This is a genomic window from Sutcliffiella rhizosphaerae, assembly GCF_917563925.1.
In the GTDB taxonomy this organism is placed as follows: domain Bacteria; phylum Bacillota; class Bacilli; order Bacillales; family Bacillaceae_I; genus Sutcliffiella_A; species Sutcliffiella_A rhizosphaerae.
Genome location: NZ_CAKJTJ010000015.1, coordinates 49,001 through 67,983 on the forward strand (window position 1 = coordinate 49,001; position 18,983 = coordinate 67,983).

An 18,983-nucleotide genomic window follows, 5' to 3' on the forward strand; every position below is an offset into this window, starting at 1 on the left:
TGTTTTTTTCAAAAGGCTGTATCCGCAAACTTTGTTGTTCATTTACGAAAAATCCAAGAAAGTTCCAATTATCGTTACTGTCTTACTCTTTTGCACCCTCTAGTTGTTTAATTTAGAACTTTCTCATTACCCTTTTTTTGCAACACTTTAGAAAGCCATAAATTCAGGAGATGAAAAAAATTGAAAGAAAATGAATTATTGGCTTGTAATGAAGAATTAGCAAAAGAGCTGTTTAACAAAGAGCTTCAAATTATCGTAACAGATGGAGTTATGGCAAGCAATAATAATATGGTAGATAGTACGAAAAACACAAGAGGCTTGTCCAATCCTGACAATCATCCTACGAATGAGCGAGAACATACTTAAAGTATTTACTTATACCCACCTAATAATAGGGGTTCATTCTAATGAAAAAACGCCTGGATCCACAAATTAATGTGTCATCCAGGCGTTTTTTATTGATTTTCAAGTATTTCTATATGTTTTAATATTTCCTCGTAAGGAACATTAAGTCCATCATAACTTTTAATAATTACACCTTCTTGGTTAATTAAGTAGAAACTTGTCCCGTGTACCACATCCCCACCGTTTTTCGGTTTGGCAACTATAGCTTTAAAATTTTCAGGACCAAAAGTCTCAATTTCCTTTTGTGTATAACCAGTCAAGAAGTTCCAATTTGATAAATCAGCATCAAACCTACTTGAAAATTCCTTCAATACTTCTGGTGTGTCTACTTCAGGGTCGACAGAGAAGGATAGAAAATGAGCATCTAACTCTTTTTCATCAGCCATTCTTTGTAGTTTTGCCATATTTGCTGTCATTGGTGAGCAAACAGTTGTACAATTTGTGAAAATTAGAGTAGCTACCGTAATGTCACCTTTTAGATCATTTAGGCCGAATGGTTCATTCTCTTGATTTATGTATTGAAAATCATCAAGCTCCCAATTTGTCTTATCGGGTATTTGTGAATTGCATCCAGCTAAAAACAAACTTAAAACAATTATTAGTATTAAATAAGTATGTTTCAATTATTTCACCTTTTCATATTTTTATCTTTCCATCAAATCCTATCATTAAATACTTTTAGAAGGAAGAATTCACCCTTGAAATTCATAAAATAAACACATTTTTCAGGCACCTATCACATGAATTCGTTATTTCATATATTTTTCACTTTTATATATTACATAATGAATATTCCACATTAGATTAGTTGGAATTCTCTAGGAGTAAAATTTAAAAATCGATGTAAATGAATCTTTACTTTGTGGATGATTTCGATTCTCTTAATGGTTATTCATTCTACATGAATTTAGCTCATTAAGGCTTCAAGTTGTTCCCCTTGCAATTGTCCATTTCTAAACAACAAAGACTGCAAACAATCTCCATATTTCTTAGAGAATGTCTACAGTCTGCTTTGATGAATTGTGCCATTATTTTCTTTTTCGATTTTTTGCTTTTAGTAACTGATTCATTCGATCATCTGCAGTCGTTGATTCTTCCTTAGCTATTGTTTCTTTTTGCATTATTTTTTTAGGCAAGTCAATGTTCGGTTCTTCTCTTTGTGTGGTTTGTTTTGCTTTATGCATCCTTTTAGGTTTTAGTTTTGTTGCAGAATGAATGTTCTTTTTTGCTTTCTCTGTATTTTTACGGAAAGTAAAAGAGAATAACCCAAATCTGCGGATAAATATTTCGAAGATAAACAAGAAGAACGCAAGGATAACAAATGGAATCCATACATTTTGACTTGTATAAAGATTTTTGTGCCAAGGTCTAAAAGCATCTTGTGGCTGCTCTAACATTTGTCCGTTCATGTTACTACTTAATGTTTCAAGTAGTTCTGAATTTACAGGACGTTGTTCAAACTCTGTTGAAAATGGGACAACGATTCCACTTTTAAACGTTGAAACTACTTCTCCTTCTTCTTCCTGCGTCACATTTAAAAAGTAGATATCTGGTAGGGCGGAAAATTCTAATTCGTACTGTCCAGGACCAACCATCTTACTTGAAATATCTTCAATTATTTCTCCTTTATTATTAGAAACTGAAATAGTTAGTGGCAATAGGCTATCATCAGCCGAATCCACCTTCAACGAGACTTTTCCTCCTTCAATGAATGAAGAGAAAAAATAAGAACCTTTATTGTAGGAGGGAAGTGACCACGTTACCATATCGTTCCAAAAACCAGACCACTCCTCCCAGCTCGGAAATCCACCGCTCCATGCTCCGGAAACATCAGATGTCCAAGCTATGGAACGACCTAGTCCATAGTTCATTCTCGCAAGAATTGGGTCTTCCTTTTCACTCTCAATAATCATTTCTGCTCTTGGTTTCAACGTAGTTGCCACATATGCATTCAAAAAAGGAGTTCCATGTTGAAACCTTGAAGACCAAACGTAACCACCGTATACAGTTGGTACATGAGGATTATCTTCAATGTAGGTTTTGGTAGTCAATGCCGTTTCTCTTGAGAGAATACTAGGAATGGAAGTGGCATCATAAACTTCGTAAAACCTTCCTGTTCCTAAAGTTGCCAACTCCTCCAGAAGATTTAAATCAGCATCCCCTCCAATTGCAACAGTCGAAAGTGTAACATTATTAGATAACCCTTCATCGATGATTTCATCATAAGCACCATTTGGTGACTGTCCATCTGTCAAAAGAATAATATGTTTTCTTTTAAGATCCATTTCATTCAGCTGTTGGTATGCTTCTTCAAGCGCCGGATAAATATCCGTCCCTCCACCAAGTGCCGTGGAACGTATTGTATTCATTACTTCTTCTTTATCTTTTATCGGTTCTGTATCGACTATTTGCCATGACTCGGTATCAAAGGCAATAAAACCAAATGTATCTCCCTCTTTAAGTAGTTCCACTGATCTCGCTGCTGCTTCTTTAGCAAGATCAAACTTCTCGCCCATCATACTTCCAGATCTGTCCAGAACAATGATTAAACCAAGTGATGGCACCTCTTTTTTTCCTTTAAGATCCATTTCTACTGGAAGTATACGCTCAACTGGCGTTTTGAAATATCCGCCAAGTCCATAAGATTCATTTCCACCGGTCATAATAAATCCAACACCAAAATCTCTTACCGCTGTTTCCGTTAACTCCATTTGAGATCCGCTAATTTGATGACCAGATATATTATGGAAAATGATACTTTCATAGTCTAAGAAACCGGAAAGATTGGTTGGAAGCAATTCCGGCAGTATCCGATCAACATTCCACCCGCTTGAATGAAGAGCCTGATAGACATTTTCTCCCTCTCCTTCTCTATCAACCATTAGTATTTTCGGTTGACCGGAAACCTGAGTGAGTGCATGTGAAACGTTATTTTCAACGATTTGATCGTCATGAGGGAACACTTCTGCTTTAAATGTGTACATCCCAGGATCGCTTATTAGAAATTGATAGGTAAATTGATTGGTTCCCTTTGCTACAGCAATCTCTTCCTTTACAATCGTTTCTTCATTTCTAGTGATAATCAAAGTAGCATCTGTATCATAATTCGACTCTAACAACACTTGTAATGGAACGGTTTCACCTTCAAAACTCATTTGTGGTGTATAGAACGAATTAATGGATACATCTTCTACAGTTGGTGATTGAAAGGGAATGATATCCAGCTCAATATTACTATCTTTTGCAAATTGGGATTGTCTTAGGCTGTTTCCATTTGTCTCTAAACCATCAGACAAGAGAACGATCCTACCCTTTTTATTACCTGGTATATAATTTGAAGCGAATTTGATTCCTTCCTCTAAGTTAGTAAATTGAGGTTCATCATTGATGGATAGCTGTGAAATGGTATCTAGCTCGTTTGTAAATGATTTTTCCAACTTCGGTTTATTAGCAAACGTGACGATACTGTAATGGTCATCTTTATGCTTTCCTTTAACTGCTTCATTTACAGCAGACAATATTTCTGTTTCCATGCGTTTTACACTATCTGATTGATCAACTAGAAATACCGTGTGTAAACCCTTAACAGGATATAGTACCGATGGTACAGTAAGGGCTAATATTAAAAAAAGGTAAACCAGACTTCGAAGGGAAAATATGATATATTCCTTTTTGCCTTTTTTCTTTTTGCTTTTCCAATAGAGAAGAAGACTAACAATAACAGGTATGACTAATAACAGCATGAGAGGATACTCAATTTGAAATCCCACGTCGATATACCTCCCATTCTATTAAAAGTACGATAAAACCAAGTAAGATAAACAGATGGGAAAATTCTTTTTTGGACATTGCATTTGTTGTCCCCTCTTTTGATCCTTCTGTAGAAATAGTGAAAGCTTCTTCTGTCTGAATCGTTTTCTCATTATCCGGAAGCATGACATATAATTTTCTTTCTATCTCTTCACTTTCTTGATATTCCTTGAATGTATATAACCCAGGCTTAAATGGAACCTTTATTGGTTCATCTAGGTTTTGAATAATTGACACTACATTATTTGAGTTGTTTATTATTTCATATTTCTGAGTGTTGGTGCCTGGAATTATATCCAAAAACTGACCTGGATAATAATAGCCAAGTAATGCCTCTTTTTCAGATAGGTATTGAATCGCATGATAGATAAATAATGGAAATCCTGTGTGAAGTGGCCAATCACTGACAGACAAGTCAAACAATACAATTATGGTAGGTGTTCCTTCGAACATACCACTAAGAATCAATGGGGTTTCACCGCTTTTCGCTACAACTTCCAACCCTTCAAAAAGCTCAGTTGATATGGCACTTTCGATATGAACCTTCTCAAGTTCAACAGATTGAAAAAGTGGACTTGACTGATTATAGGTGATATCACCTGTCACATTTTCCTGATTTTCATTTTGGGAAAGAAAAATCAACTTCGGACCTTTTGGCCACTCCTCATCTGGCATCCCTTTTAATACATGAATACCAGCCAGATTTTCATTATTCCCTTCATCTTTAGTTAAATGAATAACATCCTCTCCTGCAATTTCAGCAGCTTTTCTAACAAACGGGTGAACATCATTATGTATATAAATAGATGCAGCGTGGTCACTAGATAAAAAAGCATATTGCTCGTTATCCACTTCGTAATGATCATCTGTAACCAGTATAGCTTTATATACACTAGCCAAAGGTAATCCTTCTATATAGAAAGTCTTAGTATTTTCCGCCTCTAACTGGTCCACTATCGTTTCTAGGCTATTCCCGTCACCGTCTTGTATAGTGAGTTCCACCCCTTTTAGTGCTTTCCCCTCATTTTTAATTGTAACTACTCCGATTACGTTATTGTCACGTGTACCCACACCAAACGTATCAATTGCTAAATTTTCATTACTTTCCCCTATGTTGTATGCTATAAAGGTCGTATTTTCATGAAAATCTAGGGCCGTATCCTTAGACAAAAAATCAGTGAATAAATGAATTTGCCCTTCTTCATCTCCCAAAAGATTCTTAGCCATTTCTATTGAATCTAGAAGGTTTGCACCGCCATAAGTAGGATTGAGGTCTGTCACATAGTTCTGCACTTCTTTTGATGATGTGGACCTTTCTATCAATATTTCTGGTGTCTCAGAAGCATGAATTACAGTAATATGTTGATCATTAACTTTTGCAAGAATTTCTTTTGCTTCTTTCTTAGCCAGCTCAAGTCTTGTAACTTCACCCTCTTTTGCAGTCATGGAAGCTGAAGTATCCATGATAAAAATAATATGATCTCCTTTTAATCCATCTTTATTATAAAATGGTTGAGCTAACGTTACTATTAGAAAACAGAGGGCAAGTAATTGAAGGTACAAGAGCAAATGATGCTGGAGCTTTCTCCACCATGCCTGTGCTTCAAATTCATTCATCCACTCCTGCCAAAGTAGAACTGATGGGATATTTTTTGTTTCGTATTGTTTACGAAAAAAATACATGAATATGACTAAAAGTAAAAATACACTGAATAAAAAATATAATGGAGCTGAAAATCCCATTCCTATCACCTAATCCACCCTTTTGTGGTCATCCTGTTAAATAATATATCTTCTACTTTTTCACCTGTATGACAAGAGATATAGGATATCCCACGTTCAAAGCAAAAATTCTCCAAAATCTCTATTCTTCTCTTCATCTTTTCTAAATAGCTTTTACGTGCATAATCAGATACAGTCACATTCACTTCCTGATTTGTTTCACTATCAACCAACATAAAATCGCCTTCAAAACTTGGAGAAAATTCATCTTCATCTAAAACTTGAAGTAGATACACATTTTGTTTGTTTGCCTGGATTAGTTTTAGAGAATGAATAACAGTATCAAGAGGTTCCATCAAATCAGTAATTACAATGGATACACTAGATTTTCTTTGCAAGTATTCGCCAATAGCTTCAGAAAATAATAGATTTAAATCCTTAGATGATAGATCACCTACATACTGCATCATTCTGTAGAGGTGTGCTTTTCCTTTACGATACAGATAAGGAGGCTCCTGTCCATGGACACCTATGATGGATACCCTATCATCATTACTAAGTGTTAAGTAACCAAAAGCTGCAGTTAATGTCTTTGCTAATTTCCACTTTTCATTCGAGATGGTCATTGATTTGGTGCAATCCAAGTATATTGCAGCGGTTAACTCTTGTTCATCTAAATATCTTTTAATATAATGTTTTTGTGTACGAGCATAAATGTTCCAGTCAATTTGCCTTAAATCATCACCTTGTTCATACATTCTGTAATCGGAAAAATCATGAGAAGCTCCAAACCGAGTTGATTTCCGAGTACCTTTATGCCAACTTCTTTTTAAATTTCCTACTTGAAGTGTGTACGCTTGTAACTGCTTGGTTAACGTTGCATTTAACATGCCACTACCTACCAGTCATGGACTTATCAATATGTTGGATTACATCTTCCAAAATAGCATCTTCTTTAATGCCTGTTGCTTCCCCTTCAAAATTAAGGAATAGTCGGTGACGAAGAACTGGTATTGCTGCATGCTTAATGTCTCCTTTGGATACATGAAAACGTCCGGCACAAAATGCTCTTGCTTTTGCTACTCTTATTAAACTTTGAACTCCACGAGGGCCAACCCCATATCTTACATATTTTCTAACCATTTCACTTGATAGTTCTTGGTCAGGATGAGTTGCCATTACAAGGTTTACCGTATAGTCAAGTAAATCCTGAGAAACAAGCACTTCTTTAACTGCAAGCTGAATTTTTTGCATAGAATCAGTGTCTAGTAAGCTCTTAACTTGATAAGACTCCGTACCGGTTGTTCTTTTTATGATTTCATACAACTCTTCCTTTTTTGGGTATCCCATATGAATTTTCAATAGAAAACGGTCCATCTGCGCCTCAGGCAATGGATAAGTTCCTTCCATATCTACTGGGTTTTGGGTAGCAAGGACAAAGAATGGCGCAGATACCTTTCTTGTCTCCCCCATAATAGTAACTGTTTTCTCTGCCATCGCTTCCAAAAGGGAACTTTGTGTTTTTGGAGTTGCACGATTTATTTCATCCGCAAGGACAATATTTGAAAATATCGGACCTTCATGAAACACAAAGGATTGCTTGCCATTATCATGAATTTCTATCATTTTCGTACCTGTAATATCAGAAGGCATTAGATCTGGTGTAAATTGAATTCTGGCAAAATCAAAATTCAATACTTCTGAAATAGTCCGAATTAACATCGTTTTCCCGACCCCTGGCATCCCCTCAAGGAGTGCATGCCCCTCTGAGAGCATAGCCCAAAGCACCTGCTCAATAATTTCCTCCTGACCAACAATTACTTGACCAATTTCCTCTTTTATTTCTACTAAAATATGTTGAAAATGTTTTAGTTGTTGTTCTTTTTCTTCTAAACTAATCATTTAATCAGCTCCTTTAGGCTCCACTTCACTGAAATATTGCTTGACGATATTTTCTAGACGTGATGGTAGTTGCATTCTTTCCAATGCTTCCCGATTGGTCCTTTCGTAAGAGGAGTATATTTCCTCATAAGGCCGTGCTACTCCCTTTAATGTTGGAGAATCAGGAGCATCCTCATATTCAGACTCACCTTCTCCTGTTTGCCCTCCATCGGATTCCGTGTGATTATTTCCATCAATATGAGAAGGAACAGTAAAACTTTGCTCGCCAACCCCTGTCCCAGCTCCTTGTCCACCACCTTGACCCTGACCTTGACCTTGACCCTGGCCTTGACCCTGGCCTTGACCCTGGCCTTGACCTTGACCTTGGCCTTGCCCCTGACCTTGTCCTTGTCCTTGTCCTTGTCCTTGGCCTTGACTTTGGGAAGATTGATTGGTATTTGACAAGCTTAATTTAGATGGATCCAAACTCGCTGCCGTCATGTTATTATACATACTAATAGATGCTTGATGGAGCAAATCATGCATTTGCTCCATACTAGAAAGACTCTCCAATTCTTTAAAAAGGTTTTCAAGTTCTTCCAGCATTGCCGCTAGTTCTTCTTCCAGTAATTTATCTAAATCAATCTCTTGATCGGCCAATAATTCTTCAATTAGCTCTTCTATTTCATCTTTTTCATCCTTTGAAAGATTTTCAAGTCGCGAATCCATATCATTTAATTTTTTTTCCAGTTCTTCAAAATTTCCATCTAGAAAAAGGTTCGCCAAAGAATTTTCAGGTTGGTCTTTGGCAAGTTTTTTTAATTCCTCTTCTTTCTCCTTCAATTCTTGAAGCTTCTCATTTAACTCATTTTCTTTTTTCATCAGTTCTTGTAATACTTCGTCTGCATTCACTTTATCTTGAAGTTCTTTTAACTCTTCCAGCTCTTCTTTTAATCCTTTATCCTCTTTAAGATTTTCTGCTTCTTTTTGTAAATCATCTACCGTTTCACTTATTATTTCTCGTTCTTTTTCTACTGCCTGCGCTTCTTCCATCCTGCTGTTAGGGAACAGAATTGAGCCAATGGCAAGGCAGACTGTCAAAAAAGAGGTAAGGATTAATTTAGGATAAAAGTGAGGAAGCTTTGCAGTTTTGATAATATCTTCTTTAGCTTGCAATTTTGAAACGGTATCTTTACGTTGAAGTTGTGCGACTAAGGAAGTATCTTCCACATAATTTAATGTTGTTGTTAACCTGTCTTCTTCTAAAAAACGATCGGAAAATCTCGCAGCATCCCAAGTGGAGGGAAGTTTTCGCAAATAGAACAATATGGCAACAGTAAAAACTACTCCACATGTCCAATAAGCCTTTTCCAATAAATATGGAGTAACTATTATTCTTGCGATTACCATTACCATCAAGAACGAAATACTTGCTGCCATTAAAGCAACTTGAGCCTGTTTTGAGAGCTTTTGATACCTCAATTTCTTTCTGATTGAAAGCAGAAAACGAATAATTCTATCTTTTTCACTCATAGATACATCTATCCTTTTCTTGGCTTCATATTTGGTCGTAGCTTTTTAATGCTAAGTAATATTAGTAAAACTGTAATTATACTAAAGGAAATAATCATCCCGATTCCTAAATGAGTATTAATTCCTGTGATGCTTGTAAGCTCCATTGCTGCATAAGGTTCAAACAAGGCAAGTAAAACGCCAAATGGGTTGAACATTGCGACAAAGTAAGGAAGTGGATTTTGTTGTGGGCCTGTTGCTCCGTATTGTGTAAAATTTATCATAAAAACTGTAATAATCGCTGTTCCCGCCGCTAAGAAGAATGCTACTCCATACGTACATACCATAGCAACAATTGTTTTTCTAATCAAAGTAGAGAAAAAGACTCCTATACTTCCTAAGGTGACCATCGTCAATAAATATAAACCGAACGTAAGTAGTAAAAGCTTCGGAGAGATTCCTCCAAATAAAAAGACAATACTATACAGTGGCAAGCTAGAAATAACAATTAATAGTAGAAATGACAAAGATGAAACGAGTTTACTGATAATAATACTTGCCGAAGACTGTTGAGTTGTAAGTAGTATATTTAAAGTTTGTTTCTCTCGCTCACTGCTTATTATTCCAGCAGTTAGTCCTGGGGTCATGAAGAATATCAATGCTAGTTGGACAAAGGCTAAAATCATAAACATGTTCTTACTGTTTTCTGGTCGGAACATTCCCATTGATTGATACCTTGTCTCCATATAGATATAAAATAGTGCAATTAATCCTAAAACACCAAGGTAAAACAATATCCCTAAATAGCTTTTAAAGCTTCGGAATCTAAGTTTAAATTCTTTATTAAGCATTGGGTTTATTATTTGTGCTTTCATTATTCCACACCCTTTGTAATTTCTAAAAAGATGTCTTCTAAATTGGACTCTTCCTGACTCAAACTAAGAATTTTTACACCTGCATCCAATGCGTCTTTAAGGAGGTTCACTTGTTCCTCATCTGTTCCCGCGTAGGAGAACGATAGAAGATTTTCTTTTTGTTCACTAACTTGTAAGTTAGTGATTTTCGGATTATCCTCGAAGTAAGCAAAGGCGGTTTCAATATTTTGATATATTAATACACGTAAAACTTTGTTGGCTTGTAGCTGCTTATGAATCTCTTCTACTCGACCTGTTGCTACTAACTTTCCTCCATTGATTACACCTATTTCATCGCACATTTCTGCTAATTCCGGAAGTATATGAGAAGAAATCATAATGGTTTTCCCCATACTTTTTAATTCCCGAAGAATTTCTCGCATTTCGATTCTTGCTCTTGGATCTAATCCAGATGCTGGTTCATCTAATATTAATACTTCTGGGTCATGAATAAGTGCTCTTGCAAGGCAAAGTCTTTGTTTCATTCCTCTAGATAATACATCGACATAGGTATCTTTCTTTTCTGTAAGGTTGACAAGCTCTAGTAGTTGCGGAATAAGCTTTTGTCTTTCATCGTATGATATACCGTAACTCGCCCCATAAAAATCAAGGTATTCATCTGTTTTAAACTGATCATAAACTCCAAAAAAATCTGGCATATAACCGATAAATTTACGTACCATTTTTGGATTTTTCGTCACATCAAAACCGTTTATTAAAGCTGTGCCAGATGTCGGAGCTAGTAGTGTGGAAAGAATGGAAAAGGTTGTCGACTTTCCAGCACCGTTATGCCCGACAAATCCAAACACTGTACCCTTGTTAACTTTTAAATTTAATGAATCCAATGCAGTGAATTTACCGTATTTCTTAGTAAGATTTATCGTTTCAATCATTCTTTTATCTCTCCCTCAACCTGAATCCCAGGTACTTGAATATCACTATCCATATTAGAAACCTGAAGTGATAAATCAATGGTACCTTGCTCACTAATATAATGTTTTAGCTTATTTTCAAGCGTTATTGTCGGCTTGTTATCCAGTGGTTCCAATTCGTTAGTGGAATGGTTGTAAATAAAATATTCTACTTCCATATTTCTTGAACGTAGCTTTAATTGAATTCCTTGGATATCGTCTTTCGTGAGATCAATCATGTCAGGAAGTGTATAAGATAACGTGAATGTGCCATTGCTTGTATAAACGTACTGTTCTCCGAAATCAAGACCATTATGATGAATACTTCCGTTTGAACCTTCCGCAACTGAAATGCTCTTATTCATACTTTCTTCTGTAAAACTGAAGCTCCCTCCACCGATATTATTAATTTCAATTGGTAATACCACTAAGTTGATTGCATTTGGATTGACTGATTTCCCATTCACTTTTGTACCAAGAATATCCTCTGAAACATAACCGACCAATACAGGGTGATCAGATATAGACAAAAGATCCTTTTTATACATCAACAAATCTAGCAATTGGAATTTTTTGAATTTATCTAATTCCTCTTTCTCCACTTTATTTCCACTTGGCCCATAATGGTTATAGCTTGTAAAACCAGGGAATGCTTTCGCTGCAGCGTTCATCTGTGGTGATGTCAGAGCATTGGCAATATTACCCTTGGCTATCTCATAATCAACCTCGACTGATTCTCCGGCTTTTATGATTCCCAGACTATGAGAGTTGCTACCAGAAAGAATAAAGACATCTGTTAACTCATAGCTGAGCTGATTAGAAATAGTTCCTTGTACCTTTCCATCCTTAACAAAAATGTCATAATCTATTTTTCCTAAAGAAGCACTATTTATGGTACCAATACTGGATCTTATGGACCAATATTCGACATCTTTGTAAGTTATGTCAGTCCCAACGACACCGGAATTAATGTATGCATAATGTTTTTTAAGATCTATATTGTCATTGTATCCAAAAGTTATCGGAAACAAAGACGCCACTTTATCTGTTGAAACCAGATAATCTCCACCACTATTTGTTAGTATTGTAGAAGAGCCATAACCTGATGCTGCTCCTATTTCATTATCAAGAAGAAGCACGCTTGCTTCATTGACTTGAGTCCCAGAGATTCTATCCTTAGCACCTACTCCAAATACAGTGATACTTGTTAAAATAGCAATAGAAGGAATGATCCACCATGAATGTTCTCTTTTATCCATTTTTCTTAGAGCTAAGTAGAGAACTGGAATTAATATAATTAGGTAGAAGATAAATGCCGAAATTAACAACGGAACTGATACTATCGACCCAGGAAACGCCTCACTGACAGGAGTTAGTTGATGGGACAATTCTTCCATAATAGGCTGGCGGTATGAATTAGGCGACTTGGAGGAAATTTTTTGCAAAACGCTACTCCACCATTTATTTCCTTCAGACCATTCAGCCCATTGAGGAGATGAAAGATTACTTGTAATTTGAGTGACGTATCCAGTTCCTACTTTATTTACTAGTGTAATAGGTGTATCGTTATCTTTTGTTAAAATGTTGGAGTCATTTTGTAAAAGCTCCCCTGTGAAGATTGGAATATTTGGGAACCTGCTATCTTCATTCAATTCTTTGATCGTTGTTTCCGTTTTAGGAGCCATTAAAAGAAAATCACTTAGATTCCCAAGATCCTGTCCAATGCCCACTTTCGTATCATATACTAGGGAACCCCCATTTTTTACCCAGGACTTGATTGCATTTTGTTGATTTTCTGTCAAAGTTGCCAATGAGAAATCATGAACAAGGAGAATATCAAACATTTCCAGCCCGTATGACTCTGTAGAAATATGATGACTATCGACATTTAGTAATTCCATACTTTCGTTATGAAATTTATAAAGTTTCAAATAATTTACCGCATCATGTTTATTGCTCAATACTCCCAGAACAACTCGATTATCTCCAATAAATCTTGGTTTACTATTTGCATTGCCACTTAATTTAACTTCTTTGCCTTTTTCCACGCCACCTTCATAGAAACTGACGAAATTATTAGAAGTTCCTGTATTATTATATGAGTAATAATCAGAGCTTCCTTTAATCGCTAATTCGATTGTTTTTGTCCCACCAGCTTCCAATTCCATGGGCACAACATAACTCCCAGCCATATTATAAGTAGGATTGGAAAAGACCACGAAATCCCCTTTTACATCTTCTCCCTTGTTTGCTACTTCAATGCGGATGGTATGACCTTTACTCATCTGTACTTTATTTTCTACTCCATACTCCACTTTCACTTCTAGAGATGCAGCAGCACTTGCCCCAGATGGATAGAAAAAATATCCTAATAACATGAATAATAGTAAGATTTTCACCTGCGCGAATGCTTTCACGTTCTTTCCCCCTAAGCTCTCAATAACTTTCTATTTTTGTAAAATAACTATATCTTAGACGTAAGGGAATAGGAAAAAGTTTCAAGAAATAAAAAAAGAAAGGAAAAATTGTTCCTTTCCTTTGCGGAGTATGAAGTTAATCCATAACTCCTGTACGTAAAATTTCTATATTGACATTAATGTTTATTTTCGCATTTTGATAATGCTCTTTCCAATCTTCCATTTTAAAGGCTTTGTAACCTACTTTTGCACGATAATTATTGCCAAATCCAACAGGGTCTGATTTCATTTCCTGTAATTTTTTTATGAGTTGTTCCATATTGCGTTTCATTGTCTTGCCAATTTCCTTTTCGATTTTCCTAATGGCTGCAGGGTTCCCCAAATCATAATTTTCTGTAATTTCCTGCATCCTAGTCTTAATAATAAGGTCTACATTAAATTCCGGACCTTCCAAATTATCTAACTCAATATTTATATCACTTCGTAAATGATCCAATGAAACAAATAGATTACCTTCATCCTCATTATTATTTTTAATAATATACTTCTTCACATTTTCTTTAGGAATACCTATTTCTACATTTCCGGCATGATAGGGGTCCAAAAATAATTTTAAGTAAAATGCTTCTTCATTATTTATACTTCCGACAACTTTATCAAAATAAAATATTGCCATCCCATCAATGACGATGGTATTATCTCTAAAATTGATTAACGGAAGAATGGGATCCTTTCCTTCCGAGTAATAAGCTTGCATGAATTCATGTAAGGTTGGGGATATCAATGATTCTGCTCTTACATTTTGACCAATGAGATTATAGAGAAATGTTCCTGCATTGGATATATCAATCGATTCTTGAGAGAGTGATAGGAGTTCTTCAGCTGGAATCTCACTAACAGAAAGATAAGACATTGTTCCAATTTCTGAATCTCTCGATAAAGTATCTATAGTAGAGATTATGCCTTCTTCTGCAAGCTCTCTACCATAAATGGCTACTCTTAACTGACCCGACACTAGTTTTTTACTTGATGATAAGTTTTCTTTATACCTAATGCCTTTACTTGTTTTTGAAGTTGCTGTCACCATCTTCGTATTTGAAGGATGCAATGGGTCAAACTCATAATAAATAATTGTTCCTTTTAACTGGTTCTCCTCTTTGTCATATCCAATAGCAGTGACTAGTCCGAGTTCCTCCAGTGGCTTTTGTTGAACACAACTGGTTAATAGCAACACTAGGAGTATACAAGTCCATCTTTTCACCCTTGTTCCCCCCTTTTCTTCCACAAACTTCGGATAAAAACAATAAATGCAAGTAAAATAGAGTATACAAAAATCATATAAAAACCAAATACTCCAACGTTATCAACCAATTCATTAATAATTATCCTTTTTTGAAAAAACGCAGTACTCAAGATAAGAATTACCGAACAGATAATTACTAACTTTTTCTGGCGTACTTTGAATACTCTTTTAAGTCCTTTGGATACAGCCCAAAGCATAAACAGCGTATTAGGTAGAATGATGACCAACCAAATAGAAACGGCCAAAAACTCAAATCGTTCTAAATTAGGGAACTGGATAATCTTAAACATGGATAATGTTGCCCATATCGTTTTTTCTAGCTGTTCTCCGCTATAGTACCCAATGGCAACAAAAGTTACAGCTAATACGAGAAGAAATGTAAAAAAAACTGCCATTTGCGAATAAAAATGCACCTTCTTTTTTTCACGAATATACGGGTATACGAAATATAGTATCTCTACACCTAACACTGTAAAGGAGGTTTTATACGCACCTCGCAACAGTTCTGGAATGGAAGCTTCCATTATCGGAAAAAAATTGGTCCAGTCAATATATCTTAAAGGTACTACTAGCATAAGTCCGAGCCATATTGTTAGAAAAAAACCTAGGAAGCTAACTCCAACTATTGTTTTTATTCCCCCAAATACACCATATATGGTGACAAGTAAAAGAATGGTTACTATCGCCCATGTTTCTAAATCAGGAAAGACCCACGCTTGTATGATTTCGGTATAGTTAAGGATGATGGACAATAATCCAGCAAATACATACATTACTACCAGTAAATTAAAAATATTCCCTACCCATTTCCCAAATAATGCTATATGTATTTCAAATAGGTCTTTGTTTTGGAAAGTATTAAGTATGTAGCAAATGGATGCCACAATAATAGCCATTCCAACGTAACTTATGAAAATGGAAATCCAGGCATCTTGCCTGGATTCCAAATAGATAATCCGCTGAACACCTGCTATTCCCACCCCTGTTTGATTGGATTGCACGATAAAAAACGTTAAATACGCAGAAAAAAAAATCTTTTGGTTAGAAGTAGTAGAGTTACTCATTATCTACACCCTATTCATCTATGTCTTTTGTAGGTACCTGTCGAGAAGAAAAAAAGTTTTGTTTATTTGTGTTCTTCCTAAGTAATCCGGTAGGGACACGGACAATTGTATTTAATGCATGGTGAAAATTAAATGGATAAACCGGTTGCAGATATGGTTTACCTACACTAGTAAGTCTTATTAAGTGAATCAAAAGGAAACATAAACCTAAGGCAATGCCTATTCCACCATATAAACCAGCAAGTATCAGCATCGGAAACCTAGTAATTCGAACTGCAGTTCCCATTAAATAACTCGGTGCGGTAAACGATCCTAGCGCACTTAAAGCAACAACAATGATAAGAATGTTACTAGTAAAGCCAGCTTCGACTGCAGCTTGTCCTAAAACAATACCACCAACGATACCCATGGTCTGTCCCACTTTAGTCGGAAGCCTTGCTCCTGCTTCACGTAAAAGTTCAATCATTATTTCTAATATCAAAGCCTCAAATATTGGTGTAAATGGTACTTTAGATCGTGATTCTCCCAATGATACTAACAGTGTAGAGGGAATCATTTCATAATGGTAAGTAATTATTGCTACATAAGCGGGTGTTAATATTATGGAAAGAAAAATGGTCATATAACGTAAGAAACGGATAAAACTCCCCATATTCCAACGCATATATACATCCTCAGTTGATTCGAAAAAATTAAAAAATGAAGCAGGTCCTAACAATACCATCGGACTTCTATCAACAAAAACCGCAACCATACCACGTTCTACGCTATAGGTTACTCGATCAGGCAGTTCTGTTTGTACAAACTGGGGAAAAATAGAATAACTGTTATCATCGATTAATTGTGCTAATACAGATGTATCCAATATATCGTTAACTTTTAATGTACTTATTTTCTTCTTAATGTCCTCTACTGCTTGCTTATCTGCTAAATCGTTTAAATACACGATTCTAATTTCAGTTTCATTTTTCGTGCCAACCGTTAATTTTTCAGTACAAAGATTGGTCGAAAGTATATTCTGTCTAATGATACTTATATTAGTACTTAAGGATTCGGTAAAACTAATCTTCGGTCCAAAAACGAGGGACTCGGTTTCTGCTTTTTCCAGCCCTCTTTCCACTTTCTTACTTACATTTATAAGAACTCCTGTACTTGTTTGGTCACTAGTTATGTAAAGATACCCATCTAATATGTATTGAATTGCATCCTCTCTATTAGTAACAGGAGATACTTGAGTAGTAGGTAAATTCCCACTAAATTCATCAGAACCTAAAAGATGTTCTACAGGAGAATCAATTATTGCAGGCATTATCGACTGATTGATAACGTTGTAATCTACCAAGTTCTTCAAATAAATAAAAAGAAATTTACGCTTTTCTTGATTCAGTTCATAGAAATACAAATCAGGACTATGGTGAAACGCTTCCTGAAAATATGTTTTCATTTCTTCTAAATCGTAATGAGGAACATTTTCTTTTTTCATTTCCACCACCCCAGTGATTTATTAGTATAGTGGTAGGTTAGCCAATTATGCGATTTTTATGAGGAATGATAAAAAACGAACGAACTAACTCAACCAGGTTCGTTAGAGGTTTTATTACCATGAAAGCTTTTATTCAATTCTACTGTTAATACAGTCACTACCCTTTCAATGAAGACATCGTAATCAAATTTCATTGCAATTCGATGAACGGGATATTCAGCTAATTGTACAAAATCACGAAAATCTCCTATTGTTTGACCAAAGCCGGATCCTAAAGATGTAACAATTTTTACAGGCTTTATTTCATAAATTATATGATCATCATTAAAAATGCCCCATAAAGTAAGAACATCATGCAGTGGGGCTCCATCTATAATAGGAATTTGAGATTTATAAAACTGCCAGTAGTAATCCATCATCGGTTTTATTAGCATACCCAGATGATTATTTTGCATTTTGCTCACTTGATCAATATAGTTAACCATTTCTGAAGTTAAAATTGCTCTTTGTGTAACGTTTAGAGGGAAAATCGTTAAGTTGCTTGCATGATTAAAAACGATATTTGCAGCATAAGGATCTCCAAAAATATTTGCCTCTGCAATTGGGGTTACATTACCTGGAAAGTTAAAGGATCCACCCATAACAAAAATTCCATTTACTTTTTCGACCGTTTCTGGATATAAAATAAACGAAGTTGCTAACGAAGTCAGTCTACCAATACAAACAATGGTAATATTGCCATCATACTTTTCGATAATGTCGTATATTTGATGAAAGTTCTCAAACACATCTTCTGGTTCATCAAAATCTTCATTAACTACATATCCTCCAAACCCTTCTGGCCCGTGAACTTCCGGATAATAAATGGCTGGATCGCCAATCATCGACCTCTCGGCCCCACCTATAAGAGGTATATCATATCTACCAGTGTTTCTTTGTAAGTATCTTGCATTTCGGATTGCCGTTTTTTTTGTGACATTTCCATACTCCGCTACAACTCCTACAATCTGAATACTTTTTTCATAGTAGGCATAAATAATTGCCAAAATGTCATCAATACCAAAATCTGCAAAAAGAAGAACTTTTTTCGTCATTTTTTTCTCCCCTTTGTATTTATCATCACACTTGTAGTAGACAAACCGAGACATTCGTACAGGCAAGCACATATAGGGCTGAATATTGTAGTAAAGAAAACCGGAAAGGAGGAAGATACATGTCACATTTTTATAATCAATGCCAACGATACCGTGGTCAAACGGTTACTGTTAGATGCAGAGACGGCTCTTCTCACCATGGAAGAATTGTTAGAGTGTCTCCAAGTCATGTGTACCTACAACCAGTAGGAAGACACAGATTTGGTGGATATGGACTAGGATTTTGGGGTGGCGGTTATGGAGGATATGGCTACAGTCCTGTAGCTGTTCCACTAGCATTTGTCACAGGAGTTGTATTAGGTAGCTTACTGTTTTGGTAATAGATAAAAAATAAACTTTCATTCTTAGTTTTCATATTCCTCGTTCACAATGGTGTCAAAATATCCAAGGCAGTAGTATGTTATAGT

General features: G+C 35.7%; 15 protein-coding genes. 2 read left to right on the top strand and 13 right to left on the bottom strand.

Annotated elements, in window-relative coordinates:
- Positions 1-180: 180 nt before the first annotated feature.
- Positions 181-366 (top strand): hypothetical protein, encoded by a 186-nt coding sequence (locus LRP81_RS13825; protein ID WP_230502049.1) that lies wholly within the window; start codon positions 181-183, stop codon positions 364-366.
- Positions 367-455: 89 nt separating this feature from the next.
- On the opposite strand, the gene LRP81_RS13830 is transcribed toward LRP81_RS13825, so the two are convergent.
- The 13 genes from LRP81_RS13830 to LRP81_RS13890 all read right to left on the bottom strand — a co-directional run bounded on the left by LRP81_RS13830 (position 456) and on the right by LRP81_RS13890 (position 18,516).
- Positions 456-1,028 carry an SCO family protein gene (locus LRP81_RS13830; protein WP_230502050.1) on the bottom strand — a complete coding sequence of 191 codons (573 nt, stop codon included), beginning with the start codon at positions 1,026-1,028 and terminating at the stop codon, positions 456-458.
- A gap of 405 nt (positions 1,029-1,433) precedes the next feature.
- A complete protein-coding gene (locus LRP81_RS13835) occupies positions 1,434-4,175 on the bottom strand; it encodes a VWA domain-containing protein (protein ID WP_230502053.1) in 2,742 nt (913 codons plus the stop codon).
- Positions 4,159-5,958, bottom strand: coding sequence for a vWA domain-containing protein (locus LRP81_RS13840; protein ID WP_263458248.1), 1,800 nt, complete (start codon positions 5,956-5,958; stop codon positions 4,159-4,161). Before LRP81_RS13840 ends, LRP81_RS13835 begins: the two co-directional genes overlap by 17 nt.
- 5 nt (positions 5,959-5,963) lie before the next feature.
- Positions 5,964-6,827, bottom strand: a complete 864-nt coding sequence (locus tag LRP81_RS13845) for a DUF58 domain-containing protein (RefSeq protein ID WP_230502055.1) — start codon at positions 6,825-6,827, stop codon at positions 5,964-5,966.
- A gap of 4 nt (positions 6,828-6,831) precedes the next feature.
- Complete coding sequence (locus LRP81_RS13850) at positions 6,832-7,839, bottom strand: AAA family ATPase (protein WP_230502057.1); 1,008 nt, start codon at positions 7,837-7,839, stop codon at positions 6,832-6,834.
- Positions 7,840-9,351 (bottom strand): hypothetical protein, encoded by a 1,512-nt coding sequence (locus LRP81_RS13855; protein WP_230502058.1) that lies wholly within the window; start codon positions 9,349-9,351, stop codon positions 7,840-7,842.
- Between the two features lie 8 nt (positions 9,352-9,359).
- A complete protein-coding gene (locus LRP81_RS13860; protein WP_230502061.1) occupies positions 9,360-10,205 on the bottom strand; it encodes an ABC transporter permease in 846 nt (281 codons plus the stop codon).
- Positions 10,205-11,137 (bottom strand): ABC transporter ATP-binding protein, encoded by a 933-nt coding sequence (locus LRP81_RS13865; protein ID WP_230502063.1) that lies wholly within the window; start codon positions 11,135-11,137, stop codon positions 10,205-10,207. The genes LRP81_RS13860 and LRP81_RS13865 overlap by 1 nt, the downstream gene beginning before the upstream one ends.
- On the bottom strand, positions 11,134-13,572 hold the full coding sequence (locus tag LRP81_RS13870) for a hypothetical protein (RefSeq protein WP_230502064.1): 2,439 nt from the start codon (positions 13,570-13,572) through the stop codon (positions 11,134-11,136). The genes LRP81_RS13865 and LRP81_RS13870 overlap by 4 nt, the downstream gene beginning before the upstream one ends.
- Positions 13,573-13,708: 136 nt before the next feature.
- Positions 13,709-14,833: a Ger(x)C family spore germination protein gene (locus LRP81_RS13875; protein ID WP_230502066.1), complete on the bottom strand. Its 1,125-nt coding sequence runs from the start codon at positions 14,831-14,833 to the stop codon at positions 13,709-13,711.
- Positions 14,830-15,939, bottom strand: coding sequence for a GerAB/ArcD/ProY family transporter (locus tag LRP81_RS13880; RefSeq protein ID WP_230502068.1), 1,110 nt, complete (start codon positions 15,937-15,939; stop codon positions 14,830-14,832). Before LRP81_RS13880 ends, LRP81_RS13875 begins: the two co-directional genes overlap by 4 nt.
- A 10-nt stretch (positions 15,940-15,949) precedes the next feature.
- Complete coding sequence (locus LRP81_RS13885; RefSeq protein ID WP_230502070.1) at positions 15,950-17,422, bottom strand: spore germination protein; 1,473 nt, start codon at positions 17,420-17,422, stop codon at positions 15,950-15,952.
- Between the two features lie 89 nt (positions 17,423-17,511).
- A complete protein-coding gene (locus LRP81_RS13890) occupies positions 17,512-18,516 on the bottom strand; it encodes a nucleoside hydrolase (RefSeq protein ID WP_230502072.1) in 1,005 nt (334 codons plus the stop codon).
- A gap of 119 nt (positions 18,517-18,635) precedes the next feature.
- Between LRP81_RS13890 and LRP81_RS13895 the strand changes: the two genes are divergently transcribed.
- Positions 18,636-18,896 (top strand): hypothetical protein, encoded by a 261-nt coding sequence (locus LRP81_RS13895; RefSeq protein ID WP_230502074.1) that lies wholly within the window; start codon positions 18,636-18,638, stop codon positions 18,894-18,896.
- Positions 18,897-18,983: the final 87 nt, after the last annotated feature.